Here is a 23,414-nt window from a genome sequence, read left to right on the forward strand (position 1 = left end):
ATATTAGTAAATATCTTATATTGAATATTGAATCATTCTGATATTAGTTCTAGAAAGAATTTAAAACAAATTCTTTCTAGAACTTTTTGTTTATTTTATTCTGAGGTTATATTCGTTATGAAAACGGTTTATTTATATCCAGTTGCGTGCAAAATAATGTGTTAAAATACAAGTATATTGGAATTTTATAGATGGATATTTTAGGGGAATTGAAAAGAGGGAACGATAATGACAGTAACTGTTCATGAAATTGGTAAGATGCCAAATGGCGAAATTGCAGAGCAAATTGTGATTGAAAATAAAAACGGTCATAAAATTGGGGTGACAAATTGGGGTGCCACGTGGCAATTCTTTAAAACAAATGATGATCAAGATTTGATGGTTGGCTTACATACGACTGACAAATTATGGGAACAAGCATATTCGGTTGGTGATGTTATTGGTCGTGTTGGAAACCGTATTACAGGTGCCACATTTACGTTGAATGGTAAAACTTATCATTTAAAAGATAACGAATTGGGTAATGCATTGCACGGTGGTAAAGATAATTTTTCAAATCGGATGTGGGATTATACGATTGATCAGGCCACAAATTCAGTAACATTTACCACCACAATGACGGAAGAAATCGATCACTTCCCTGGTACAATGCCAACATCAGTTACTTATACATTTTCAGATGATGATGAAGTGACTTTGACTTTCTCTGCTGAATCAGACGAAGATACTTTATTTAATCCAACTAGCCATGGATACTTCAATCCAGCTGGTATTGACACTGATGCACGCGATTTGAATTTGCAAATTCATTCACAACGCCGTTTGGAATTACGTCCAGAAGATACAACACCAACTGGAAACTTCTTGGATAACGCTAATACACCATTTGATTTTAATGAATCAACTAGAATTGGTGATAATTTGGCTAAGTTAGATGGTCCATATGATGTGAAATTTGATAATGCTTTTGAAATTAATCAAGTTGCTGGCCGTCCAGCTGCGGTGGTATCAGATCCTAAGTCTGGCCGCAGTATTGAGGTTTATTCAGATAGAAATGCGATTATCTTCTTTATTGCAGATCCAGAAGTTGCTTATCATGAAGGTGATCGTGAGTGGTTTGACAAGCATCCATATAATGCAATTGCGTTGGAAGCACAAACTTTGTCAGATGCAATTAATCACGAAGGATTTGGAGATATTGTTTTGCCTGCAGGCAAGAAACAAACTTACCGCACGGTCTATAAGTTCAAGAATTTAGATTAAGCAAAGATATTGTGTAAAAGATTACATGGAAACACTTTCATTTTTTACTAGGAAAAGCTATAATTGGTCTATACCGCATATAAAAAATAGTAATACAACGATATAGAGGAAGAAGGATTTAATTATGACCACATTATCATTTGATACTTCAAAGTTGGCTTCTTTTGTGGGAGAAGAAGAGTTATCAATGATGCAACCGATGGTTAGTGTTGCAGATGAGTTGTTACGTCAGGGAACTGGTGTTGGTGCTGAGTACACAGACTGGTTGCACCTACCAACGGAATATGACAAAGATGAATTTGCTCGAATTCAAGCAGCTGCTAAGAAAATTCAGAGCGATTCAAAAGTGCTTGTTGTTGTTGGAATTGGTGGATCATATTTAGGTGCGCGTGCAGCAAATGATTTCCTTAATGATTATTTTGCTAACTATTATCGTGATGAAGATCGAGACTTCCCACAAGTTTTGTTTGCTGGTAATTCAATTGCGCCAGCTTACTTGAATAGCTTAATCAAGTTAATTGGTGATCGTGATTTCTCTGTTAACATTATTTCAAAGTCTGGTACCACGACAGAACCAGCGATTGCTTTCCGTGTATTTAAACAATTGCTAGAGGACAAGTATGGCGTTGAAGGTGCCCGTGAGCGTATCTATGCAACAACGGATGCTGCCCGTGGATCTTTGAAGACCTTGGCGGATGAAGAAGGTTATGAAGAATTTGTTGTGCCAGATGGTGTTGGTGGTCGCTTTTCAGTACTAACAGCAGTCGGATTGTTGCCAATTGCCGTTGGCGGTGGTGATATTGAACAATTGATGGCCGGAGCAGCAGCTGGCGAAAAGGCATACGCAGATGCTGATTTATCAAAAAACCCAGCTTACCAATATGCAGCCTATCGTAACATTTTGTACCGTAAGGGCTATACAACGGAATTATTGATTAATTACGATCCAACTTTGACGCAATTTGGTGAGTGGTGGAAACAATTGCAAGGAGAATCAGAAGGTAAGGATGGCAAGGGAATCTTCCCTGCATCTGGAAACTTCTCTACTGATTTGCATAGTTTTGGACAATATATTCAAGATGGTCGTCGCAATTTGTTTGAAACGTTGATTCGTGTCACAGAACCAGTCACTGACGTAACCATCCCAACGATGGATGCCGATGATGGCTTGGGTTACTTGCAAGGAAAGCAAATGAGCTACGTTAACCGCACGGCTTCTGAAGGAACCATGCTTGCCCATGTTGATGGTGGCGTGCCTAATATGATTGTTGAGATTGATAAGCAAAATGAATTTGCCTTGGGACAAATGATTTATTTCTTTGAGGTCGCTGTTGGTATTTCAGGTTATTTGAATGGTATTAATCCGTTCAATCAACCAGGAGTCGAGGCATACAAGCGCAATATGTTTGGTTTGCTCGGTAAGCCAGGATACGAAGAACTGACAGAATCATTGCAAGCACGTTTGTAATTCTTGAAAATAGAAGTTTAAAAATCGAAGCAGGGTTGTTTCGATTTTTTTGATTGGCGTGTATTTTTTTTTACCAAGTAAAAAATTAAAAAACATTCTGTTGAAAATATATATAAAGCTGGTTTTTAGCGGAGAAAACTGATAATATAATTCAGAAAGACATAAATTTAGGAGAATTCAATCATGGCAACTATTGGTATGAATGACTTGAAAACTGGTTTAACAATTTTGTATAACCAATCAATCTGGCGCGTTTTGGAATTCCAACACGTTAAGCCAGGTAAAGGTGCAGCCTTTGTGCGTTCAAAGTTGAAGAACTTACGTACAGGTGCAGTAAACGAAGTAACTTTCCGTCCTGGTGATAAGTTTGAAACGGCAAACATTGACCAAACGGATATGCAATATTTGTATGCTGATGGTGATCAACATGTATTCATGGATAATGAAACATATGAACAAATTTCTATTCCAGCAGACAAAATCGCTGATGCATTGAAGTTTTTGCTAGAAAACATGAGCGTTAAGATTACAACTTATAATGGTGAAATCTTAGATGTTGAACTACCTAAGACTGTTGAACTTACAGTTAAGGAAACACAGCCAGGTATCAAGGGTGCAACTGCTAATGGTGGTGGTAAGCCCGCAACGATGGAAACTGGCTTGGTTATCATCGTGCCTGACTTCATTAATGAAGGTGATAAGCTTGTTGTTAATACTGACAATGGTGGATCATATACTTCACGTGCCTAGTCTTTACTAGCAAAATTGGGTATAATTAACTATATCAATTGAGAAAGCGCCGACCGGCAGCCGGCCGGCGCTTTCAAACTATCTTAGGGAGGTTAGTTCCGTATGGCAGAGGAGACAATCGTATTAACACACTCAAGTGAGGCTTCTGGTGAAACATTAGTTAGTATGCGCGTGTTAGAGATTATCGCAGGTTTAGCTGCACAAGAAGTCGAAGGCGTTTCTCGTTTATCTGGTTCATTATCTGAACGTGCACAAGAGGCGTTTGGTCGACGTGTGCATGGTAAGGGTGTCGCATTACAGCAAACTTCAGATGGCTTAACTGTGGACGTATACGTGTACCTTAACTATGGTGTTAGCGTACCGAAAGTATCTCATGCAATTCAGCAACGAGTAACCTCACAGGTTGCAGCAATGACAGAATTACAAGTGAATCTCGTTAATGTTCACGTGCAAGGTGTTGTTTCACAAAAAACCACTAGTTCTGTTGATGTTAACAATTTGTTTGGTGAAGAATCAGACACGGAAGGAACCAAATAATGACCGAACTAAATCGACACCAAATTCGTCAAGCAGCGTTCCAATCACTTTTTGGGTTAGCTTTGAATCCAACAGCAGATGTTGATACGACAATTACCCAAGTTTTAGTAGGCGATCCTGAAATTGCTTGGGAAGATGAAATACCAGCAGATTTAACTTCAGTCGTCTTGGGAGTCGTAGCTAAACAAGATGAGTTGGATTTAATGATTACAGATCATTTATCATCAGGTTGGACATTGGATCGTTTAAATACAACTGATTTAGTTTTGATGCGTTTGGCTTTGTATGAAGCAAAATTTACGGATGTACCGGCTAAAATTGCGGTTAATGAGGCTCTACAATTAGCGCATGATTTTACTGATGATAAGTCGCGTAAATTTATCAACGGTATTCTAAACAAATCCTTGACTTTAAATTAGCCCAGTGTATAATTAGTATTTGTTAGGAAATAAAGTAATGGCATACCCGCTATTCACCTAGTTAAGATTACTTATCAGGTTAATCATTTTATCGTAAAGATGATAGATGGCGGGTTGTCGTGTGTAACGGCAAGCCGCTTTTACTTTATCGCAAGTTTTTTCGGAGGTAAGGATCATAGCAAACGCACGCCAACCACAACAACAAAAAGATTTAATCAATGATCGCATTCGTGCTCGTGAAGTTCGTCTGATTACTGATGACGGTGACCAAGGTGTCATGTCAACAGCAGATGCACAACGCCTTGCTGACGATGCAGATTTGGATTTGGTATTGGTGCAAGCCAACGCAAAACCACCTGTAGCAAAGATTATGAACTATGGTAAGTTCAAATTTGAAGCTCAGAAAAAGCAACGTGAGCAACGAAAGAATCAAAAAGTTGTCAATATTAAAGAAATTCGTCTTAGCCCAACTATTGATGTTAATGACTTTAATACCAAAAAGAACAATGCAATTAAGTTCTTAAATAAGGGTAATAAAGTTAAAGTATCAATTCGTTTCCGCGGACGTGCTATCACACACAAGGAAATTGGGCGTGAAGTAATGAACCGTATGGCAATGGATCTTGAAGAAATCGCAAAGGTGGAATCAAGAGCTAAGATGGAAGGGCGCAGCATGTTTATGGTGCTTGCACCCAAAGAGACTAAGTAATTAAACCAGTTTGGAGGACATATCAATGCCTAAGTATAAGACACACCGCGCTTCAGCAAAGCGTTTCAAGAAGACTGCTAATGGTGGGTTGAAGTCAGCTAACGCCTATACGTCACACCGTTTCCACGGTAAGACTAAGAAGCAACGTCGTCAATTGCGTGGAACTTCAATGATGAACCACACAACTTTGAAGACATATACGCACTTGTTGAGCCGTTAATTATTAATTTTTAATAATTATAACTGGTTCCGAATAAAAAATTAGAAATTACTGGAGGAAATACCCATGCGAGTTAAGGGTGGTAACGTTACGCGTTCACGTCGTAAGAAGATGATCAAGTTGGCCAAGGGTTACCGTGGTCAACGTCATATCAACTACAAAGTTGCTAAGCAACAAGTTTGGAAGTCATGGTTCTATGCATTCCGTGACCGTAAGCAAACAAAGCGCAACTTCCGTAAGTTGTGGATTGCACGTATTAATGCTGGTGCACGTATGAACGGTTTGTCATACTCACGTTTCATGAACGGTTTGTCATTGATGGGTTCAACTTTGAACCGTAAGATGTTGGCAGAACTAGCTGTTTCAGACTTTGAAGCTTTCTCAGCTTTGGTTGAATCAGCAAAGAAGGCTTTGGCTGACAACGGTCAAGTTGTTGCAGAAAAGTCAGCTGCTACTTTGGAAAAGGGTGTTGTTATCAACGCTGCTGCACCAAAAGCTGCATCAAAGTCTGCTTCAAAGCCAACTGATAAGAACACTGTTGCTGAAATTAAGGCATACTTGTCAGAAAACGGTATTGAATTTGCTTCTTCAGCAAAGAAGGCTGACTTGTTGGCATTGGTTTAATGCTTAGTAAGTAATAAAACGCTATGATATTATGAGGCGTACCCCGAAAGTTAAAGTAACTTTCGGGGTTTTTCTTTATGACTAAGATATCAAAACAAACAAAACTTGAGGCAATCCTGGAATATTTTTCAGGGAACAAAAGTAAACAAGAAGTTGCTAAACGTTATGGCATACACTATACGAGTTTCAAGATGCTGTTAGAGGCGTATAAAACACACGGATCTGACGTGTTATTTAATCCTCCAAAACCAACTGGAAAATTTCGAGTTGAATTAGCTTCGTGGGCAATCAGAAATAACGCTTCGAATACTGAAGTTGCAGCTAAATTTGGCTATGTAGGCACCGCTCAAATAGTAAAGTGGAAAGAGATATATTCCAAACTTGGGCCAAATGGGTTATTGTCTATACAAAAAGGACGAAAACCTAAAATGCCTAACAAGAAGCCTAAGTCAGATAAACCGTTGACGGATCAAGAAAATCAACTCGCTCAACTCGAAGACGAAGTTCTTCGATTGAAGATTGAAAATGAAGCGTTAAAATTATTAGCCTCGATTCAGCAACGAACCGACAAATCTCAGAAGTAGCTTGCCGACTCGAGGCGCAATTTAAACTAGTAGATATTCTAAAGGTTCTTCCGATTGCAGAAAGTACAGTACACTACTGGAAACGAAAGTTTAAAAAGGAAGACCCCGATGAGCCACTTCGCGTGGCTATCAGGACGATTTGGGAAGCGGATAATCACTATGGTGTGCGTCGAGTTTATTTAGAGTTGCGAAAGCAACCTGAGTTCGCAAAGGTAAATCACAAGAAGATCCAACGACACATGCATGAGATGGGGTTAAAAGGCGTTGGGTATAACAAGCAATCGCGTAAGTATGATTCATCTAAGGGTCCTGAAGGGAAACGAGTGAAGAACAAGATTCACCGTCGTTTCAAGACTGATCGACCATTACAAAAACTATCTAGTGACGTCACGGAGTTTAAAGTTCCGGCCACTGGAGAAAAAGTATATTTAGAACCAATCCTAGATATGTACAACAACGAGATTCTTACACATTCAATTAGCACCCGTCCGAATCTCGAATTTACCCTACAACCGCTTAATCAGCTCGTAGAGCGAATGCCAGAACTTTCTTATCGAACAACCATTCACACTGATCAAGGTTGGCAATATCGGCACAGATCATGGCGTAAGACGCTGAAGAAAAACCGCATCATCCAAAGCATGTCGCGTCGCGCGACCGCTCTAGACAATGCGGTTATGGAAAGTTTCTTTAATAAATTGAAGGTCGAAATTGGCCCATTGAACAATTATTCATCGGCAAAAGAGTTGATTGACGCAATTAACAATTGGATACTGTATTACAACAACACACGAATTCAAGTAAAATTAAACGGCCACTCACCGGTAGAATACCGACAAATGGCCGCTTAATCAGCTAAAATATTTTACTTTAACTTTTTGGGTACGCCTCATTAATCATGGCGTTTTTATTTTATCCAAATTTGTTGTACTAGGAATACGATATATCCCATGGTGATGGCTGGGATAAATGCAATCATTTGTTTGCGAGTCAATAAATGAAAAACTAATTGACAAGCGCAGGCGATTGTACAAATAAACCAAAACTGTTGAAACGTAACATACAAACTTAAGGTTGCCAAAACATCTAAATCGCCATTGCCGATATAGTGTTCACCACCAAGTGTATTAATTACCAGACAAAAACAATAAATTAAAAATAATAACCAGATAGGAGTACGGTAAAATAAAGCACCAACTAGTAGTGGTAAGATCAACCATAGACTATTAATGTGTTGATGATAAAAATCTTGGTAAGAAAGAGCTAATAATGTCGTTAATAGTAATAAGTCAAAAAACATCAGTTTATATTCCTTTTTTTAATTAATTAGAAATAAAGACACTATAAAACCTAGATTTAACAAAAATGAAACGCCCGGTATTGTTTGCAAACTAAAAGCCAATCTATCAAGGTTTTTATGTGATAAAAAGGTTGCATAAGGAACAGAATGGTGTTATATTATTAATTGTGCTTTTAGTTAGCAGGGTGTTTGCGGTTACGCGACGTGCTGAACTCGTAAACGAGAAGTACCAAATAAAGTCTGTTTGCTGGTATTGTTATTTAATAAATGACACGCCTGGAAATGTGGACTAACTACTATAAAAAAGAAAAATTGAAAGGGGACTCTTCGAAATGCCTACAATTAACCAATTGGTTCGTAAGCCTCGTAAGTCACAGAGCACAAAGTCAAAGTCACCTGCTTTGAACTTTGGTTATAACTCACAATCAAAGAAGGCCACTCATGTTTCTTCACCACAAAAGCGTGGTGTTGCTACCCGTGTTGGTACGATGACTCCTAAGAAGCCTAACTCAGCTTTGCGTAAGTACGCCCGTGTACGTTTGTCAAACTTGATTGAGGTTACTGCATATATTCCAGGTATTGGACACAACCTTCAAGAACACTCAGTTGTTTTGATCCGTGGTGGTCGTGTTAAGGACTTGCCTGGAGTTCGTTACCACATTATCCGTGGTGCACTAGATACTGCTGGTGTTGACGGTCGTATGCAATCACGTTCTAAGTACGGTGCAAAGCGCCCTAAGAACAAGAAAAAATAATCAGGGAGGACTAAATAATGCCACGTAAGAGTTACACTAAGCAGGCTGAAGTTCTGCCAGATCCAATTTACAACTCAAAGCTTGTTTCACGTTTAATCAATCGCTTGATGCTTGATGGTAAGCGTGGAACTGCTTCAACAATTTTATACGATGCTTTTGATCGTATTAAGGAAGTTACTGGTAACGAACCATTAGCTGTCTTTGAAGAAGCATTGAACAATATTATGCCCGTATTGGAAGTTAAGGCACGCCGTATCGGTGGTTCTAACTACCAAGTTCCTGTCGAAGTTCGTCCAGAGCGTCGTGTGACATTGGGATTGCGCTGGTTGGTGCAATACTCACGTGCCCGCGGTGAGCATACTATGGAAGAACGTTTGGCAAAGGAAATTATGGATGCTGCTAACAATACTGGTGCATCTGTTAAGAAGCGTGAAGACACACACAAGATGGCTGAAGCCAACCGTGCCTTCGCACACTACCGTTGGTAATATTCCAATTTTGTGGCTGCAGTCAAATGACAGTAGCCACTTTTGGTGTATTTAAGGTATAATAAAAGTAGACAACCAAACATTTAATTAAATACAAAGTTAAATGTTAAGAAACTCAAGGAGAATTTACTCATGGCTAACAAGCGTGAATACCCTTTGCTACGTACTCGTAACATTGGAATCATGGCTCACATCGACGCTGGTAAGACAACGACGACAGAGCGTATTTTGTATTACACTGGTAAGATTCACAAAATTGGTGAAACGCACGATGGTGCATCACAAATGGACTTTATGGATCAAGAAAAGGAACGTGGAATCACGATCCAATCTGCCGCAACTACTGCTGTTTGGCACGGTTTCTATGATCAATTTAAGAATGATCCATACCGTGTTAACATCATTGACACACCTGGTCACGTGGACTTTACTATTGAAGTTGAGCGTTCACTACGTGTGCTTGATGGTGCCGTAGCCGTTTTGGACGGTGCTGCCGGTGTTGAGCCACAAACTGAAACGGTTTGGCGTCAAGCTGAGACTTATCAAGTACCACGTATCGTGTTCGTTAATAAGATGGACAAGTTAGGTGCTGATTTTGGTATGTCTGTTGATTCATTGAAGGAACGCTTGGATGCAAACGCAAAAGCTATTCAATGGCCAATTGGTGCAGAAGATGACTTTGCTGGTGTCATTGACCTGATTGAAAAGAAGGCAATGTACCCAACTACTGAACTTGGTGAAGAGTGGGAAGAACGTGAAATCCCAGCTGAATACGCTGACTTAGTAGAAGAAAAGTACAATGAATTGGTTGAAGCTGTTGCTGATGTTGATGATGAAATCATGGACAAGTACTTGGAAGGTGAAGAAATCACTGAAGCCGAGTTAAAGGCAGCTATCCGTCGTGCAACGATATCACTACAATTCTACCCAGTTCTTGCAGGTTCAGCCTACAAGGATAAGGGTGTTCAAATGATGTTGGATGCGGTTGTTGATTACTTGCCATCTCCATTGGATGTTAAGCCATATGTTGCTAACGATCCAGAGACTGGTGAAGAAATTGACTTGATTGCGAACGACGAAGATCCATTCGCTGCTTTGGCTTTCAAGGTTATGACTGATCCATTCGTTGGTCGTTTGACATTCTTGCGTGTATATACTGGATCATTGGAGTCAGGTTCATACATTATGAACACTTCAAAGGGTAAGCGTGAGCGTGTTGGTCGTTTGCTACAAATGCACGCAACTGACCGTAAAGAAATCCCTGAGGTATTCTCAGGTGATATCGCTGCTGCCATTGGTTTGAAGGATACGACTACTGGAGATTCTTTGACTTCACCAGATCGTCAATTGATTTTGGAGTCAATGGAGTTCCCTGACCCAGTTATTCAATTAGCTGTTGAACCTAAGACTAAGGCAGACCAAGCAAAGATGACTGTTGCTTTGCAAAAGCTTGCTGAAGAAGACCCATCATTCCGTGCAGAAACGAACCAAGAAACTGGTGACACTTTGATTTCTGGAATGGGTGAGCTTCACTTAGATATTATTGTTGACCGTATGAAGCGTGAATTCCACGTTGATGTTACTGTTGGTGCACCACAAGTTGCTTACCGTGAAGCATTCACAAAGACTGTTCAAGCTCGTGGATACTTCAAGCGTCAATCAGGTGGTAAAGGACAATATGGTGATGTTTGGATTGAGTTCGCACCAAACGAAGAAGGTGCTGGATTCGAATTCGAAGATGCCATCGTCGGTGGTGTTGTTCCTCGTGAATACATCCCTTCAGTTGAAGCTGGTTTGAAGGATTCATTGAACAATGGTCCTTTGGCTGGATTCCCATTGGTTGATTTGAAGGCAAAGTTGTATGATGGTTCATACCACGATGTCGACTCATCTGAAGCTGCCTTCAAGATTGCTGCTTCATTGGCACTACGTGAAGCTGCAAAGACTGCTGGTGCTGTTATTTTGGAGCCTATCATGAAGGTTGACATTGTTGTTCCTGAGGATAACTTGGGTGATGCAATGGGTCACGTTTCAGCTCGTCGTGGTTTGCTTGAAGGTCAAGAACAACGTGGTAAGCAAATGTTGATCCACGCTAAGGTTCCGCTATCAGAAATGTTTGGATATGCAACTACTTTGCGTTCAGCTACGCAAGGTCGTGGAACATTCCAAATGGCATTTGATCACTATGAAGCAGTTCCTAAGAACGTTCAAGAAGATATCATTGCTAAGTATGGTGAGTCAAATAACTAAACTTAGTTTTTAGATATGTATATAAAGAAGATGTTGATTTAATAATCAGCATCTTCTTTTTTTAAATTTTAAGCGTATATCTTTCGTTATCGACTATTTTTTGATAAGTTTGTATAATTAAGGTTATGCAAAGAAAGGTGGTACTGATAGTGGCACAACCAATTATCGAATTTAAAAATGTTGCCAAACAATATGATGATAATATTGTTTTAAAGTCAGTGGATTTAGAAATAGAGGCTGGCAAATTTTATACTTTATTAGGACCATCAGGGTCTGGTAAAACAACTATCCTACGTCTTATCGCTGGCTTTTTAGAAGCAACTTCAGGAGATATTTTATTTGAGGGTAAACGTATGAATGATTTACCGCCTGAAAAACGTCGTGTGAATACTGTTTTTCAAAACTATGCACTATTTCCGAATATGAACGTCTTTGATAATGTTGCATTTGGCATGTCAATTAAAGGCATCAATAAGGGTGATATAAAAACCAAAGTTTCTGAAATGTTGGCGCTTGTAAAGCTAGATGGTTTTGAGGACCGAGAAATATCTGAATTATCTGGTGGACAGCAACAACGAGTTGCAATTGCTAGAGCACTAGCAAATGACCCAGAAGTTCTATTGTTGGATGAGCCGCTATCAGCATTAGACTACAAACTACGTAAGGATATGCAATATGAATTACGTGAAATACAAAAAAGATTAGGAATTACCTTTATTTTCGTAACGCATGATCAGGAAGAAGCATTGGCAATGTCGGATTGGATTTTTGTTACGAATGATGGGGAAATTGTCCAAAACGGTACACCAGTGGATATTTACGACGAACCAATCAATCACTTTGTCGCAGATTTTATTGGTGAATCAAATATTTTACCAGGTGTCATGCGAAAAGATTATTTAGTGTCATTTGCGGGTAAAGAATTTGAAAATGTTGATGGAGGGATGCGGCCGAATGAGCAAGTTGAAGTTGTTCTACGACCTGAAGATTTAGATTTGGTAGCAGCTGACAAAGGTAAATTAGTTGTTACCATCGATGATCAATCCTTTCGAGGAGATTATTACGAAATTACAGCGCATGATGATGATCAAAATGACTGGCAAATTCAAGCAACAAATCCAGCAGTTATAGGTGAAAGACGTGGGTTATTCTTTGATCCAGAAGATATTCATATTATGCGGTTAAATGAATCTGAGGAAGATTTCGATGCACGTATGGAAGAGTATGAGGATTCAGAGGAGGACGTTTTGCATGAATCGTAATCATACATTTAGTTATACGATCCCTTACTTCTTGTGGTTGGGGTTATTTGTAATCGCACCGGTTATTCTATTGATCATCCAATCATTTGGTAATCTAGCTGGACATTTTACGCTGGCAAATTATGAGGCTTATTTTAGTTCTGGTACATACTTACGCATGACTTTTAATTCGGTGTTTTTTGCGTTCATCGTTACGGTCATAACGTTATTGATTAGTTATCCAATGGCTTATATTATGAGTCGGTTAAAGCATGCACAATTTTGGTTATTATTGGTTATCTTGCCCACATGGGTTAATTTATTATTAAAAGCTTATGCATTTATTGGTTTATTTTCTAAAACCGGCACGGTCAATAATTTTTTAACTTTAATTGGTATTGGTCCACAACAGATTATGTTTACTGATGCGTCATTTTTGATTGTGGCAGCGTATATTGAAATTCCGTTTATGATAATGCCTATTTTTAATTCCCTTGTTGAGCTTGATCAAAGCTATATTAATGCAGCGCGTGATCTTGGTGCAAATTCATGGCAAACGTTAGTAAAGGTTATTTTTCCTATGTCAATGGGTGGTGTTAAAGCAGGTATTCAGGCCGTGTTTATTCCAACACTATCATTATTCATGATTACACGATTGATTGGTGGTAACCGTGTCATTACACTAGGAACGGCAATTGAGGAACATTTCTTAGTTACACAAAATTGGGGCATGGGCTCGACAATTGGCGTTATTCTTATTCTTGCAATGGGACTAACGATGTTATTGACAAGAGATCGTAAAAAGAAAGGAGCAAAACATGGCAAGTAAATCGAAAAAATGGGCTAATCTCTATTTGATTTTTGTATTTATTTTAATGTACGCACCAATCTTTTATTTAATCTTTTATTCGTTCAATAAAGGTGACTTTATGACCGATTTTTCAGGTTTCTCGTTGCGTCATTATGTGGATATGTTTGCTGACACACGATTGATGCAGATATTGGTCAATACATTCATTGTTGCATTGTTATCTGCTCTAATTGCAACGTTAATTGGTCTTTTTGGTGCGCTAGGAATTTATAATACAAAACAGCAAAGTGTTAAAAATATACTATTATCATTGAATAATGTTTTGATGGTCTCACCAGATGTTATTATCGGTGCAAGTTTTTTGATTTTCTTTACAATAGTGGGATTAAAATTAGGCTTTGGATCCGTGGTTTTATCACATATTGCTTTTTCAATTCCAATAGTTGTTTTGATGGTTCTGCCAAAACTAAATGAGATGAATCCTGCATTGGTAGATGCAGCTCGTGATTTAGGAGCAAATAATTATCAGGTCTTGTCTCGCGTTATTTTGCCTTATGCTTGGCCCGGTATTTTATCAGGTTTCTTTATGGCGATTACTTATTCCTTAGATGATTTTGCAGTTACCTTTTTCGTTACAGGTAATGGCTTCTCAACGCTATCAGTTGAAATTTACTCACGTGCACGACAGGGGATTGATTTATCAATTAACGCGATGTCGGCGCTTATGTTTTTACTATCTTTGATTTTAGTGATCATTTATTACTTTATCTCCAATTACAGTTCAAAAAATGGTAAGAAAAAGCGTGGTGCAAGAATGGTGGTGCATCAGTAATGAAAAGAATTATTTGGTTATCAGGAGTTATATTAGTAGCGGTATTATTGCTTTTTGGCATTAATCTAGGTTTTCAGCATTTTGAAAATTCAAGTACTAGTGCAAAAGGTACAGGCAATAAAAAACTCACTATATACAATTGGGGTGACTATATTGACCCATCATTGATAAAAGAATTTCAAAAAGAAACGGGTTATAAAGTTGATTATGAAACATTTGACTCTAATGAAGCGATGTTTACAAAAATTCAACAAGGAGGTACGCATTATGATTTAGCGGTTCCTTCTGATTATATGATTCAAAAAATGAAATCAGCCAATTTGCTCGTACCATTGGATCATAGTAAGTTAACTGGATTGAAAAATTATGACAAACAGTTTATGAATCAATCGTTTGATCCAGGTAATAAATACTCAGTACCTTATTTTTGGGGCACATTGGGAATTGTTTATAACGATAAATATATTAAACCTGGTGAGATAAAGACTTGGAATGATTTATGGCGACCAAAGTATAAGAAAAGTATTATGTTGATTGATTCATCCCGTGACATTATGGGAATGGCTTTAGCTTCGAGTGGTCAATCTGTTAATACAAAAAGTATTCCTGAATTAGCAGCTGCTAAAGGAAAGCTAGATACATTGATGCCTAATGTTAAGGCGATTGTTGCTGATGAAATTAAAATGTATATGGCTCAGAATGAAGCACCATTAGCGGTTGATTACTCTGGAGATGCCTCTGAGATGATAGCTGAAAATAAACATTTACATTATATTGTTCCTAGTGATGGTGGCAACTTATGGTTCGATAATATTGTCATGCCTAAAACTGTTACCAATAAGCGAGCAGCGTATGCTTTTCTCAATTTTATGAGTGAACCAAAGCATGCAGAACAAAATGCCGAATATGTTGGTTATGCAACTCCTAATAAAGAGGCGGTAAAATTATTGCCAAGTTCAATCAAAAACAATAAAGCTTGGTATCCTTCAAAAAAGACTTTATCACATTTGGAAGTTTATAAAGATTTAGGACCATCTTGGGTAGGCACGTATAATGATTATTTCTTAGAGTTTAAGATGACAAGTCGTTAATTTAAATGATTATTTTATCTTTAGGCTAAGCAAAAAATTATACAATGGTTCATAATATTTATGCTTTAATGTTAATAAAGAATGGGAGTTAACAAAATGAAGAAGGGTCGATCAGAAATGATTGTTGCTAGCATAGTTGTTGTCGTCGTTCTAGCTGTCATTGGCATTGCGTTTCTATCATCGCATTCTAACCAGCAGTCAACCACTCAGACGAAACAGACGTTGTCGAAAAAAGAATTAAATAAACAACCGCTACCACAACTTTCAGACACAGTTCATAAGAACGAAACAGTTGTTGAAATAAAAACAACTGTCGGTAATGTTAAGGTGAAATTATTTAATAAATACGCACCACTTGCAGTAAAAAATTTCGTGAAACATGCAGGGACAGGATATTACAATAACACAGTTTTCCATCGTGTCATTAATGATTTTATGATCCAAGGAGGTGATCCCACTGGTACAGGAACGGGTGGTTCATCAATTTGGAAAAACAAAAACTCAAAAATTGATTCTGGCTCAGGGTTTAAGAATGAGATTTCTGCTTCTCTGTATAATATTAGAGGGGCATTATCAATGGCTAATGCTGGGGCGGATACAAATGGTTCACAATTTTTTATTAACCAAAATCATGAAAATGTCTCTTCGCAACTAAAGAAGAAAAATTATCCAGATAAAATTATTAAAGCGTATCAAAAGGGTGGCAATCCCTCACTTGATGGCAACTATACAGTATTTGGACAGGTTATTAGTGGTATGGATGTGGTAGATAAAATTGCCAGTGCTGAAGTTAAGGATAATGCGGATGGTTCTGAGAAATCCGCACCTGTGAATCCGGTTAAAATTTTAAGTACGACAGTTATTAAAAAATAGTTTGTTGTGGCAATATAATAAAACAACGTCATCAGAATGCAATTTGATTCTTGATGACGTTGTTTTATTATACTTATTTGTTTAAAGTGAGATGGCTACTTCACAAAGTCCTTTTGCTTCGAACCGGAGTAAGCCATCGCAGTATTTGTAACGATTAATTGGAAATAATTGTCAAAACCAGGTTGATTATAACTACGTAATAAGCCAGCAAAATCAGCCGGTGACCACTCAGAAACACTAATCGCACCATCTTGATATTGCAAAGAATGAGCAATCGATGAGGTGCTTTCAACTAGGTAAAAGGTGTCATTCGTATCTAAATATAGTAATTGTAATTTAATGTTTCGGTTTGCGCCTAATGCAGTTGTTGAAGTTAAGAAGGGATCGTCCAACCAACGTTTGCTAAGATGTCCGTGTCGAAATTTGTGAATTGTTTCTAGTGTATTGCCTATAATTTTCATAATTCTTCCTCTACTTTGATATTGATTAGAAATATAAAATTATTATAACCTAATTTTAATAAAAATACATTGAATTCTATTATACATAGGTATAATGAGCATCCGTAAATAATAAAATACCAACCACAAGGTGGCTGGTATTTATTTTTACTGCACAATTAAAATATCTGCTTTAGCATTTTGAACAACAAAAGTCGTAACTGAACCGACAAGTAGGCGTTCCAACGTGTTTAATCCAGATTTACCTAACATGATTAAACCAGTATCATGGTCCTTAGGAAAGTCGCGAGCGATAACGGTCTTTGGAGATCCAAAACGAACGTGGATGTTAACTTCTTTAGCACCTTGTTTGCGTGCAATTTCTGCATACTTAGATAACTTCTCTTCTGCATCTTGCACTAGTTGATAAACAACATCACCAGAAATTGACATACCTGCTAATCCTGAAATGGAATTAGTATCAATAACGTACAATAAATCTAACACGGTTTGGTTACGTACCGCAACAGCAGCAGCTTTTTCAACTATGGCCTCAGAAATTTTTGAACCATCAATTGGCGCCAAAATATTCTTGTATGCAATTTTGTCCTCTGCCATGGAAGTCACCATCCTTATAAATTAGTTATTAATTATATAAAATTCTTTATATGCTTATATTATATACCTAATAACACTTTATTGTAAGCGCCATCTTAAATTTTAGCTTAGTAATGATACATGTATGCGTTATGTATAGTTGAAAAATTCTAACTTATTTTAAATAAAATATTGTTTGATGTTGGTTTTTGTGATAAAATTTAATTTATGCGATGAGTCGAGAAGATCTTAAATGATCTTTGATAAACGGCCCTCATTAACAGTCGTATTACTGGAGGGTGTAAAGCAAGTTGTGGAACTTGCTTTACTGCACATGACTACCTTTAGGGTTACCTAATGGGTGTACGTTGACTGGTGGGTAACCATCACGTGAGCTAAGACGCGTCAATCTTAGCAATGCCAAATGAAACACACTGTCATTATTTGACAGTGTGTTTTTTTATCGAAAAGCCAATCTAGAGACAACATTGTTATGCAAGTAATGTATTTTGAATAACATGTATTTTAAAAATATGTTTGGTTAAGTTATTTTCTGTAAAATGGTATATAATAATGAGTGAGTTGGATATATCTTTTACGATACAGGGGGACGTATCACATGGAAAAATTAATTCAAATTCGGGTTGAAGAAGAAGTACGCAATGCAGCAGATACAGTATTTAAAGAAAATGGGTTAACGACACAGTAAGCTGTTAAGATGTTTTTGACCCAGGTGGCACATAGTGGGGAGTCACCATTCAATGATTTATTTCGGGCAAAGCATAAATAAGTTTATTAATAGATTCTGATAATACTAGAAATGGACGCGTCCGTTTCTGGTTTTTATTTATCACAATTAAGTATATAAATTACCGAACATTTAGCCAAATATGGACCTAATTTTGATATACTGGTGCTAAGAATAACTGGAGGAAATAGATGAAGACAGTTACTTTTAAAAATTTCTCATTTTGGCAACGAATTATTATTAACACAGTTATGTTATTAGCAATGGCGGGATTATTTAGAAATGGTCTCTACATTAGAAATATCTGGACAGCAATACTGGCTGCTGTAATCCTAGGAATTCTAAATGCCTTGGTGAAGCCATTCTTACAATTACTTGCTTTGCCACTAACTATTCTATCATTTGGCCTGTTTGGGCTAGTTATAAACGGCATTGTATTGTGGCTGACGGCTTGGGTAGTTGGTGACGGGTTCAGATTTGCCAGTTTTGGTTGGGCAATATTTATTGCTATTGTAATGTCCGTGGTTAACATGATAATTTCTAGTTACTTTAGTAAAAATGATAATCAATAATTAAGACAGGTAGTAGAAAATGGCAAAAGAATTAACAGTAAAAGACTTATTGGATAATACTCGCCTAAAAATTGTAGCAGGTGAGGAATACCTAGATCGCAAGATTACAACCCCAGATATTTCAAGACCTGGTCTTGAAATGACAGGTTATTTTAATTATTATGCACCTGAGCGAATTCAGTTGATGGGAATTACTGAAACTTCATTTGCTCATCGAATGAATCATTCAGAATTATTATTGATTGCAAGAAAAATGATGCAACCAAATACGCCAACCTTTGTTGTGTCAACAGGTCGAAAATTACCGGAAGAGTTCATGCAATCTGCAAAGGAAAATCATATTCCAGTATTAGCAACTGAATTAACATCTTCAAAAATATTGGCTAATATGACTTATTTCTTAAGTGGTGGATTAGCGGAACGTCAATCTGTTCACGGTGTTTTAGTTGATATTTATGGGTTAGGTGTGCTAATTACTGGTGATTCAGGTGTTGGAAAGTCAGAAACGGCATTGGAATTAGTACAACGAGGCCATCGATTGATTGCTGATGATCGTGTTGATGTTTATGCGCAAGATGAGGAGCGTTTAGTTGGAGAGCCGCCTGCAATTTTGCGTAATTTGATGGAATTACGTGGTGTGGGGATCATCGATGTGATGGATTTGTTTGGAGCTGGTGCGGTTCGATCACATGCAACAATCGCTTTTAATCTGCATCTTGCCAAATGGCATGATGATCAAAAAGTAGATCGGCTAGGTAATGGTGAAGAAGTTATTACGATTCAAGGCGTTGATTTACCACGTTTTGTTTTGCCTGTTCAAGCTGGACGAAATTTGGCGGTGCTTATTGAAACGGCGGCCAAAAATTTCCGGGCTAAGCAAATGGGCTTTGATGCAACAGAAACCTTTAATAATAACTTAAATAGTTTGATTGCTGAAAACTCGAAATAGGCTAGTAACGTTGTTCTGTAGAGATCCATTCATGATAAGATTGCTAAGATATTAGAATATGGTATTATTATGATATTGGCGCTCATGCAATAAAAAGGAGGAATCTCGTGAGTAACGAAATTATTGCAGTTTTAGGTGCTGGATCGTGGGGAACCGCACTGGCAAATGTTGCTGCTGAAAATGGGCATGACGTTCGTTTATGGAGTCATCGAGCATCACAAGTTGCCGAAATTAATGAAACGCATCGAAATGCAAAATATTTGGGTGATAATCCATTAAATGAAGGGGTTGTTGGTGTCGCAGACATGCAAGCTGCGGTCCAAAATGCTGATATTGTATTAAGTGTTGTGCCAACTAAGGCGACACGAGAGGTTGCAAAACAATTAGTTGTAGCCCTTAAAAACTTAGATCAAAGTATCATTTTAATGGCTGCAACCAAGGGATTAGAGCCTGGAACATACAAACGCGTATCAGAAATGCTAGCCGAAGAAGTACCAGCTAAGTATTTACGCGGTCTTGGTGTAATTTCAGGTCCCTCACATGCTGAAGGAGTCATCACACATGACCCAACGCTGGTTACAGCAGTTAGTACAGACTTATCAGCCGCTGAGAAAGTCCAGCATGCATTCAGTAATCAGGTGTTTCGTGTTTATACCAATACTGATATGATCGGATCAGAAATTGGTGGCGCATTGAAGAACGTGATTGCCATTGGGGCAGGTGCACTGGAAAGTCTTGGGTATGATGCTAATGCTAAAGCAGCATTGTTCACCCGTGGCTTAGCAGAAATCAGTCGTTTAGGACAAGCTTTTGGAGCTAATCCAATTACTTTCATGGGATTGTCTGGCGTGGGGGACTTATTTGCCACAGCTACCTCGGTACATTCTCGAAACTACCGAGCTGGTGTCCAATTAGGTGAAGGTAAGAAACTAGCAGATATTATTGAACATATGGGAATGGTTATTGAAGGGATTTCAACAACCAAAGTTGCCCATGAATTAGCACAAAAGAAACATGTTGAGATGCCAATTACATCAGCGATTTATCGCGTCCTTTACGAAAATCAAGACGTTAAAGAAGCTATTCAAACATTAATGGGACGTCCAGTCTCACAAGAAGGGAAGTAAATTAATCATGAAACCAGTACGTAAAGCAATCATTCCAGCCGCAGGATTAGGAACTCGTTTTTTGCCTGCAACAAAGGCATTAGCAAAAGAAATGTTACCAATTGTTGATAAGCCAACTATTCAATTCATTATTGAAGAGGCTTTGGCTTCAGGGATTGAAGACATTGTGATTGTTGACGGAAAGTCAAAGCGCTCAATTGAGGATCATTTTGATTCAAATCCTGAATTAGAAAACAACTTACGTGAAAAAGGTAAGGATGAGTTACTAAAGATTGTTCAAGAGACAACTGATATTAACTTGTACTTTATTCGTCAATCTCATCCTCGCGGTTTAGGTGATGCTGTGTTGACTGCAAAATCATTTATTGGTGACGAACCATTCGTTGTAATGCTAGGTGATGATTTGATGAGTGATGAAGTGCCTTTGACAAAGCAATTGATTGACCGCTACAACACAACCGGTGAGTCAACGCTGGCCGTGATGCAAGTACCACATGATCAAGTTTCTGAGTATGGTGTGATTGCACCTGAAAAGGAAGTTGAACCTGGACTACACCAGGTTAATACTTTCGTTGAGAAGCCAAAGCCAGAAGATGCGCCATCTAACTTGGCAATTATTGGTCGTTATCTATTAACACCCGAAATCTTTGAAGAATTAGAGAATACTAAGCCGGGTAAGGGAAATGAAATTCAATTAACTGATGCCATTGATTCATTGAATAAGCGTCAACATGTTTATGCTCATGAATTTAAGGGTAGCCGTTATGATATTGGATCAAAGATTGGTTTCTTGACAACTAATATTGAATTTGGATTAAAGCACCCACAAACGTCTGAAGATTTGAAGGCATATATCAAGGAATTAGCTGCTAAGTTAGATTAGTCATTGGTGAACTCATACAAACTGCAAGTGTTTCGGTATCTATCGAACTTGCGGTTTTTTGTTTACAAAAAGTAAGTTAAAAAACTTGCTTTCTAAGTAAAAGAATGTAAAATGTAGTAGATAGTCAATAAGAGATTAATAAGCAAGTACTTGAAGGGGGAGGTGTTGTTATGACCCAACACTATGACACAATAATTTTGGGTGCAGGTCCTGGTGGTATGACGGCAGCAACTTATGCTTCACGTGCAAATCTGTCAGTACTAATGATTGATCGTGGGATATATGGTGGCCAGATGAATAACACAGCTGAGGTAGAAAACTATCCCGGCTTTAGTAGTGTGTTAGGTCCAGACTTGGCTGAGAAAATGTATCAGTCTTCAACACAATTTGGCGCTGAGTATGCTTTTGGAACAGTACTACATGTTCAAGCACAAGAGGATGGCTCATGGCGTGTTGTTACTGATATGGATGAATACACAACTAATACAGTTATCGTGGCGACTGGTTCCGATTATAAGAAACTAGCCGTACCTGGTGAAGACCAATATTCAGGACGAGGCGTATCTTATTGTGCTGTCTGTGATGGTGCGTTTTTCCGCGGACAACATGTCATCGTTGTTGGTGGTGGTGATTCTGCAGTTGAAGAAGCAACCTATTTAGCTGGGTTAGCAGATAAGGTTACTGTTTTCCATCGTCGTGACACGTTGAGAGCACAACAGATTTTGCAAGAACGTGCATTTGCCAATGAAAAGATTGAATTTGTTTGGAATACTGAAGTTGAAGAAATTTTAGGTGATGATAAAAAGGTTACGGGTGTTCGAGTACACAATAATGTAACTGATGAAGTTTATACGGTTGATGCCGCAGGTGTATTCATCTATGTTGGAGTCTTACCTGTTTCTGATGTTGTTGCTGATTTGGGTATTACAAATGATCAAGGTTGGATCAAAACAAATGAGCGGATGGAAACATCATTACCAGGTATTTATGCACTTGGTGACGTTCGTGAAAAAGAATTACGTCAAATCACGACGGCTGTTGGTGATGCAGCAATCGCCGGACAAAACGTCTTTTCATACAATGAAAATTTCAAACTACAACAGCAGAAAAAAATAGCGGAAGCATAAGATAAAATTTATTTCTGGTGCTTTATGCTAGTAAAATGCGGTTTAAGTAGGCTGAGTTAGAGAAATTCTGGCTCGGCCTCTTTTTTAACTTACCTGGTAATAAGATAAAAGAGGATAACATATGACAACTTTTTATTTTGTACGTCACGGACAGACGTTAGCTAACGCAGCGGGTTTGAAACAAGGACAAATTAATTCTGCAATCACAAGATTGAATGAAAAAGGTAAATTACAAGTTCGTCAGTTAGTGAATCATTTTGATATCAGCTTTGCAGATTTATTAATAACTAGTCCGTTGCACAGGACTATACAAACGGCAGATATACTTAATAATGTGGCTGGCATTCCTATTCAACAGGATGAGCGGTTATTAGAAATTTCATATGGTGAATGGGATGGACAAAAAAATCAGCAACTTGAGATGCAATTTTCGGATGTCTTTAATCCTGTTTTACATGATGTGACCGCAAATTATACGAAATATGCCACAACAGGTGAAACATTTGCACAGGTTGTTGAAAGAGTTAACCTTTTTTTGAATGAAGAAACCTTACAGCATCCAAATGATCAAATAATTGTTGTTACGCATGGTTTTACGATTAAGGCGATATTAATGGCTACTTTTGGTATAAATCAAGTAACTAATAATATACCCGAACCAGATAATGCCAGTGTGACTAAACTAACCCAAACTTCTGATGGCAATCGATATTTACATTATTTCAATCGAAATTAGTTATGAAATATGTTTTTTTA

The 23,414-nt window shown here is 38.0% G+C and carries 27 protein-coding genes and 2 pseudogenes; 26 read left to right on the top strand and 3 right to left on the bottom strand.

Annotated features, from left to right (window positions below; translation table 11 throughout):
* The first annotated feature begins 228 nt into the window (after positions 1-228).
* From ACQ4QH_RS02195 to ACQ4QH_RS02245, 11 genes and pseudogenes are all read left to right on the top strand, one after another.
* Positions 229-1,263 carry an aldose epimerase family protein gene (locus ACQ4QH_RS02195; RefSeq protein ID WP_439819135.1) on the top strand — a complete coding sequence of 345 codons (1,035 nt, stop codon included), beginning with the start codon at positions 229-231 and terminating at the stop codon, positions 1,261-1,263.
* 124 nt (positions 1,264-1,387) lie between these two features.
* Positions 1,388-2,731 carry a glucose-6-phosphate isomerase gene (locus tag ACQ4QH_RS02200; protein ID WP_002828937.1) on the top strand — a complete coding sequence of 448 codons (1,344 nt, stop codon included), beginning with the start codon at positions 1,388-1,390 and terminating at the stop codon, positions 2,729-2,731.
* Between the two features lie 183 nt (positions 2,732-2,914).
* Positions 2,915-3,481: an elongation factor P gene (gene efp, locus ACQ4QH_RS02205; RefSeq protein ID WP_002828936.1), complete on the top strand. Its 567-nt coding sequence runs from the start codon at positions 2,915-2,917 to the stop codon at positions 3,479-3,481.
* A 102-nt stretch (positions 3,482-3,583) separates the two neighbouring features.
* On the top strand, positions 3,584-4,018 hold the full coding sequence (locus ACQ4QH_RS02210) for an Asp23/Gls24 family envelope stress response protein (protein WP_439819136.1): 435 nt from the start codon (positions 3,584-3,586) through the stop codon (positions 4,016-4,018).
* On the top strand, positions 4,018-4,437 hold the full coding sequence (gene nusB, locus ACQ4QH_RS02215; RefSeq protein ID WP_439819137.1) for a transcription antitermination factor NusB: 420 nt from the start codon (positions 4,018-4,020) through the stop codon (positions 4,435-4,437). Before ACQ4QH_RS02210 ends, nusB begins: the two co-directional genes overlap by 1 nt.
* A 175-nt stretch (positions 4,438-4,612) precedes the next feature.
* A complete protein-coding gene (infC, locus tag ACQ4QH_RS02220) occupies positions 4,613-5,146 on the top strand; it encodes a translation initiation factor IF-3 (protein WP_050755328.1) in 534 nt (177 codons plus the stop codon).
* Positions 5,147-5,171: 25 nt separating this feature from the next.
* Positions 5,172-5,366, top strand: a complete 195-nt coding sequence (gene rpmI, locus ACQ4QH_RS02225; protein ID WP_002828932.1) for a 50S ribosomal protein L35 — start codon at positions 5,172-5,174, stop codon at positions 5,364-5,366.
* A 66-nt stretch (positions 5,367-5,432) separates the two neighbouring features.
* Positions 5,433-5,846, top strand: a pseudogene (rplT, locus tag ACQ4QH_RS02230) (50S ribosomal protein L20); the annotation flags it as partial.
* Complete coding sequence (locus tag ACQ4QH_RS02235) at positions 5,823-5,990, top strand: HeH/LEM domain-containing protein (RefSeq protein WP_439819496.1); 168 nt, start codon at positions 5,823-5,825, stop codon at positions 5,988-5,990. The pseudogene rplT and the gene ACQ4QH_RS02235, both read left to right, overlap by 24 nt.
* Positions 5,991-6,067: 77 nt before the next feature.
* Positions 6,068-6,574 (top strand): helix-turn-helix domain-containing protein, encoded by a 507-nt coding sequence (locus ACQ4QH_RS02240; RefSeq protein ID WP_439818706.1) that lies wholly within the window; start codon positions 6,068-6,070, stop codon positions 6,572-6,574.
* A 35-nt stretch (positions 6,575-6,609) separates the two neighbouring features.
* Positions 6,610-7,425, top strand: coding sequence for an IS3 family transposase (locus ACQ4QH_RS02245; protein WP_439819497.1), 816 nt, complete (start codon positions 6,610-6,612; stop codon positions 7,423-7,425).
* Positions 7,426-7,481: 56 nt separating this feature from the next.
* Here ACQ4QH_RS02245 and ACQ4QH_RS02250 read toward each other — a convergent pair whose 3' ends face one another.
* Entirely contained in the window at positions 7,482-7,874 is a 393-nt protein-coding gene (locus ACQ4QH_RS02250) for a hypothetical protein (RefSeq protein WP_439819138.1), read from the bottom strand.
* Positions 7,875-8,206: 332 nt separating this feature from the next.
* Here ACQ4QH_RS02250 and rpsL point away from each other — a divergent pair, with 332 nt between their 5' ends.
* The 8 genes from rpsL (at position 8,207) to ACQ4QH_RS02290 (ending at position 16,215) form a co-directional block, all read left to right on the top strand.
* Positions 8,207-8,629: a 30S ribosomal protein S12 gene (rpsL, locus tag ACQ4QH_RS02255; protein ID WP_002828929.1), complete on the top strand. Its 423-nt coding sequence runs from the start codon at positions 8,207-8,209 to the stop codon at positions 8,627-8,629.
* A gap of 17 nt (positions 8,630-8,646) precedes the next feature.
* Positions 8,647-9,117 (top strand): 30S ribosomal protein S7, encoded by a 471-nt coding sequence (gene rpsG, locus ACQ4QH_RS02260; protein ID WP_002828928.1) that lies wholly within the window; start codon positions 8,647-8,649, stop codon positions 9,115-9,117.
* A 132-nt stretch (positions 9,118-9,249) separates the two neighbouring features.
* Positions 9,250-11,367, top strand: coding sequence for an elongation factor G (gene fusA, locus ACQ4QH_RS02265; RefSeq protein ID WP_436586417.1), 2,118 nt, complete (start codon positions 9,250-9,252; stop codon positions 11,365-11,367).
* A gap of 125 nt (positions 11,368-11,492) precedes the next feature.
* Positions 11,493-12,629, top strand: a complete 1,137-nt coding sequence (locus tag ACQ4QH_RS02270) for an ABC transporter ATP-binding protein (protein WP_439819139.1) — start codon at positions 11,493-11,495, stop codon at positions 12,627-12,629.
* Positions 12,619-13,437: an ABC transporter permease gene (locus ACQ4QH_RS02275; RefSeq protein WP_439819140.1), complete on the top strand. Its 819-nt coding sequence runs from the start codon at positions 12,619-12,621 to the stop codon at positions 13,435-13,437. Before ACQ4QH_RS02270 ends, ACQ4QH_RS02275 begins: the two co-directional genes overlap by 11 nt.
* Positions 13,427-14,251 carry an ABC transporter permease gene (locus tag ACQ4QH_RS02280; protein WP_439819141.1) on the top strand — a complete coding sequence of 275 codons (825 nt, stop codon included), beginning with the start codon at positions 13,427-13,429 and terminating at the stop codon, positions 14,249-14,251. The genes ACQ4QH_RS02275 and ACQ4QH_RS02280 overlap by 11 nt, the downstream gene beginning before the upstream one ends.
* Positions 14,251-15,342 (top strand): ABC transporter substrate-binding protein, encoded by a 1,092-nt coding sequence (locus tag ACQ4QH_RS02285; protein ID WP_439819142.1) that lies wholly within the window; start codon positions 14,251-14,253, stop codon positions 15,340-15,342. Before ACQ4QH_RS02280 ends, ACQ4QH_RS02285 begins: the two co-directional genes overlap by 1 nt.
* A gap of 96 nt (positions 15,343-15,438) precedes the next feature.
* Complete coding sequence (locus ACQ4QH_RS02290) at positions 15,439-16,215, top strand: peptidylprolyl isomerase (RefSeq protein WP_439819143.1); 777 nt, start codon at positions 15,439-15,441, stop codon at positions 16,213-16,215.
* Positions 16,216-16,310: 95 nt separating this feature from the next.
* Here ACQ4QH_RS02290 and ACQ4QH_RS02295 read toward each other — a convergent pair whose 3' ends face one another.
* Positions 16,311-16,676, bottom strand: a complete 366-nt coding sequence (locus ACQ4QH_RS02295; RefSeq protein ID WP_436586404.1) for a hypothetical protein — start codon at positions 16,674-16,676, stop codon at positions 16,311-16,313.
* 147 nt (positions 16,677-16,823) lie between these two features.
* Positions 16,824-17,273, bottom strand: coding sequence for a universal stress protein (locus ACQ4QH_RS02300; protein WP_002828920.1), 450 nt, complete (start codon positions 17,271-17,273; stop codon positions 16,824-16,826).
* Between the two features lie 598 nt (positions 17,274-17,871).
* Here ACQ4QH_RS02300 and ACQ4QH_RS02305 point away from each other — a divergent pair.
* The 7 genes and pseudogenes from ACQ4QH_RS02305 to ACQ4QH_RS02335 all read left to right on the top strand — a co-directional run bounded on the left by ACQ4QH_RS02305 (position 17,872) and on the right by ACQ4QH_RS02335 (position 23,394).
* Positions 17,872-18,042, top strand: a pseudogene (locus ACQ4QH_RS02305) (type II toxin-antitoxin system RelB/DinJ family antitoxin).
* 149 nt (positions 18,043-18,191) lie between these two features.
* Positions 18,192-18,572, top strand: a complete 381-nt coding sequence (locus tag ACQ4QH_RS02310) for a phage holin family protein (RefSeq protein ID WP_439819144.1) — start codon at positions 18,192-18,194, stop codon at positions 18,570-18,572.
* 19 nt (positions 18,573-18,591) lie between these two features.
* A complete protein-coding gene (hprK, locus tag ACQ4QH_RS02315) occupies positions 18,592-19,521 on the top strand; it encodes an HPr(Ser) kinase/phosphatase (RefSeq protein ID WP_002828917.1) in 930 nt (309 codons plus the stop codon).
* A 107-nt stretch (positions 19,522-19,628) separates the two neighbouring features.
* Positions 19,629-20,648, top strand: coding sequence for an NAD(P)H-dependent glycerol-3-phosphate dehydrogenase (locus ACQ4QH_RS02320; protein ID WP_439819145.1), 1,020 nt, complete (start codon positions 19,629-19,631; stop codon positions 20,646-20,648).
* Positions 20,649-20,655: 7 nt separating this feature from the next.
* A complete protein-coding gene (gene galU / locus ACQ4QH_RS02325) occupies positions 20,656-21,531 on the top strand; it encodes a UTP--glucose-1-phosphate uridylyltransferase GalU (protein WP_131473821.1) in 876 nt (291 codons plus the stop codon).
* A gap of 170 nt (positions 21,532-21,701) precedes the next feature.
* Positions 21,702-22,658 (top strand): thioredoxin-disulfide reductase, encoded by a 957-nt coding sequence (gene trxB, locus ACQ4QH_RS02330; protein ID WP_439819146.1) that lies wholly within the window; start codon positions 21,702-21,704, stop codon positions 22,656-22,658.
* 121 nt (positions 22,659-22,779) lie between these two features.
* On the top strand, positions 22,780-23,394 hold the full coding sequence (locus ACQ4QH_RS02335; RefSeq protein ID WP_439819147.1) for a histidine phosphatase family protein: 615 nt from the start codon (positions 22,780-22,782) through the stop codon (positions 23,392-23,394).
* The last annotated feature ends 20 nt before the right edge of the window (positions 23,395-23,414 follow it).

Source organism: Weissella paramesenteroides (genome assembly GCF_051903945.1).
Classification (GTDB): Bacteria; Bacillota; Bacilli; order Lactobacillales; family Lactobacillaceae; genus Weissella; species Weissella paramesenteroides_A.

Coding starts and splice junctions, on each gene's coding strand:
- ACQ4QH_RS02195 (WP_439819135.1), top strand. CDS start 229: ATGACAGTAACTGTTCATGAAATTGGTAAGATGCCAAATGGCGAAATT.
- ACQ4QH_RS02200 (WP_002828937.1), top strand. CDS start 1,388: ATGACCACATTATCATTTGATACTTCAAAGTTGGCTTCTTTTGTGGGA.
- efp (WP_002828936.1), top strand. CDS start 2,915: ATGGCAACTATTGGTATGAATGACTTGAAAACTGGTTTAACAATTTTG.
- ACQ4QH_RS02210 (WP_439819136.1), top strand. CDS start 3,584: ATGGCAGAGGAGACAATCGTATTAACACACTCAAGTGAGGCTTCTGGT.
- nusB (WP_439819137.1), top strand. CDS start 4,018: ATGACCGAACTAAATCGACACCAAATTCGTCAAGCAGCGTTCCAATCA.
- rpmI (WP_002828932.1), top strand. CDS start 5,172: ATGCCTAAGTATAAGACACACCGCGCTTCAGCAAAGCGTTTCAAGAAG.
- ACQ4QH_RS02240 (WP_439818706.1), top strand. CDS start 6,068: ATGACTAAGATATCAAAACAAACAAAACTTGAGGCAATCCTGGAATAT.
- ACQ4QH_RS02250 (WP_439819138.1), bottom strand. CDS start 7,874: ATGTTTTTTGACTTATTACTATTAACGACATTATTAGCTCTTTCTTAC.
- rpsL (WP_002828929.1), top strand. CDS start 8,207: ATGCCTACAATTAACCAATTGGTTCGTAAGCCTCGTAAGTCACAGAGC.
- rpsG (WP_002828928.1), top strand. CDS start 8,647: ATGCCACGTAAGAGTTACACTAAGCAGGCTGAAGTTCTGCCAGATCCA.
- fusA (WP_436586417.1), top strand. CDS start 9,250: ATGGCTAACAAGCGTGAATACCCTTTGCTACGTACTCGTAACATTGGA.
- ACQ4QH_RS02270 (WP_439819139.1), top strand. CDS start 11,493: ATGCAAAGAAAGGTGGTACTGATAGTGGCACAACCAATTATCGAATTT.
- ACQ4QH_RS02275 (WP_439819140.1), top strand. CDS start 12,619: ATGAATCGTAATCATACATTTAGTTATACGATCCCTTACTTCTTGTGG.
- ACQ4QH_RS02280 (WP_439819141.1), top strand. CDS start 13,427: ATGGCAAGTAAATCGAAAAAATGGGCTAATCTCTATTTGATTTTTGTA.
- ACQ4QH_RS02285 (WP_439819142.1), top strand. CDS start 14,251: ATGAAAAGAATTATTTGGTTATCAGGAGTTATATTAGTAGCGGTATTA.
- ACQ4QH_RS02290 (WP_439819143.1), top strand. CDS start 15,439: ATGAAGAAGGGTCGATCAGAAATGATTGTTGCTAGCATAGTTGTTGTC.
- ACQ4QH_RS02295 (WP_436586404.1), bottom strand. CDS start 16,676: ATGAAAATTATAGGCAATACACTAGAAACAATTCACAAATTTCGACAC.
- ACQ4QH_RS02300 (WP_002828920.1), bottom strand. CDS start 17,273: ATGGCAGAGGACAAAATTGCATACAAGAATATTTTGGCGCCAATTGAT.
- ACQ4QH_RS02310 (WP_439819144.1), top strand. CDS start 18,192: ATGAAGACAGTTACTTTTAAAAATTTCTCATTTTGGCAACGAATTATT.
- hprK (WP_002828917.1), top strand. CDS start 18,592: ATGGCAAAAGAATTAACAGTAAAAGACTTATTGGATAATACTCGCCTA.
- galU (WP_131473821.1), top strand. CDS start 20,656: ATGAAACCAGTACGTAAAGCAATCATTCCAGCCGCAGGATTAGGAACT.
- trxB (WP_439819146.1), top strand. CDS start 21,702: ATGACCCAACACTATGACACAATAATTTTGGGTGCAGGTCCTGGTGGT.
- ACQ4QH_RS02335 (WP_439819147.1), top strand. CDS start 22,780: ATGACAACTTTTTATTTTGTACGTCACGGACAGACGTTAGCTAACGCA.